Source organism: Streptomyces sp. NPDC048639 (assembly GCF_043199075.1).
Classification (GTDB): domain Bacteria; phylum Actinomycetota; class Actinomycetes; order Streptomycetales; family Streptomycetaceae; genus Streptomyces.
In genome coordinates this window covers 1-1279 of the sequence record NZ_JBICVP010000032.1, presented here as the reverse complement: position 1 = coordinate 1279, position 1279 = coordinate 1, and the positions used below count along the sequence as shown (strand labels likewise).

Sequence of the window (1279 nt, the reverse complement as noted above, 5' to 3'; positions counted from 1 at the left end):
GTGGAGACGACCGGCAACCGCGGCTGCTCGTACGACAGACCCTCCGCGACCGCACGGAACTCGGCGAGCATCGGCTCCATCAACGGCGAATGGAACGCATGACTCACCCGCAGGAACGTCACCTTGCGGTCCTGGGCACGGAAATGGTCGGCGACCGTATCAACCGCCGCTGCGGCGCCCGAAACCACCACGGATCGCGGCCCGTTGACAGCCGCGATACCGACCTCGGCCTCCCGGCCCTCCACCAGCGGCAGCACTTCGTCCTCGGACGCCTGGAGGGCGGCCATCGCGCCGCCGCCGGGCAGCGCCTGCATCAACCGGCCGCGCGCCACGACGAGTCGGCACGCGTCCGCCAGGGACCACACGCCTGCGACATGGGCCGCCGCGATCTCACCGATGGAGTGCCCGGCCAGCATGTCCGGCCGCACATCCCACGACTCCAGCAGCCGGAACAAGGCGATCTCCAGCGCGAAGAGGGCGGGCTGTGCGTACTCCGTACGGTTCAGCAGCTCCGCGTCCTCGCCGAACACCACCTCGCGCAGCGGTAGTTCGAGCTCCGGATCCAGATGGGCGCACACGGCGTCGAAGGCATCCGCGAAGACCGGGTACTCCTCGTACAACTCCCGCCCCATGCCCGGCCGTTGCGAACCCTGACCGGCAAAGAGGAAGCCGGTGCGACCGTCCTCGCCCACCTCACCGACCACCGCACCGGCAGCCGACTCACCGGCCGCCACGGCCGCAAGACCGCTCAGCAACTCCTCACGGTCCGCGCCCCACACCACCGCACGGTGCTCGAACACCGACCGGGAACGCGCCAGCGACGCCCCCACCTCGACGACCGACAGCCCCGCATGCTCGGCCACGAAGCCCGCCAGCCGTTCGGCCTGTGCCCGCAGTGCACCTCGGCTCCGCGCCGACACCAGCCACGGCACCAACGCCGATCCCGGCGCCGCCTCCACTCCCGCGGCGCCGACTCCCTCGGAGACAGGCTGCTCCAGCACCACGTGCGCGTTCGTGCCGCTCACACCGAACGCCGACACGCCAGCCCGGCGCACACGCCCCGTCTCCGGCCACGCGCGCCCCTCGGTGAGCAGTTCCACGGCCTCGGCCGACCAGTCCACATGGGATGACGGCTCATTCACGTGAAGAGTTTGCGGCAGGGTTCCGTGCTGCATGGCCAGCAGCATCTTGATGACTCCGGCGACACCGGCCGCGGCCTGGGTGTGACCGATGTTGGACTTCACCGAACCCAGCCACAAAGGCCGTTCACGATTCTGAC

Annotated in this window: 1 protein-coding gene; it reads right to left on the bottom strand. The window is 70.1% G+C overall.

Features of this window, described 5'->3' with window-relative positions; all coding sequences use genetic code 11:
• The coding region (locus ACGFNH_RS32680; RefSeq protein WP_393660012.1) for an acyltransferase domain-containing protein at positions 1-1244 on the bottom strand (1244 nt) is incomplete at its 3' end.
• Positions 1245-1279: the final 35 nt, after the last annotated feature.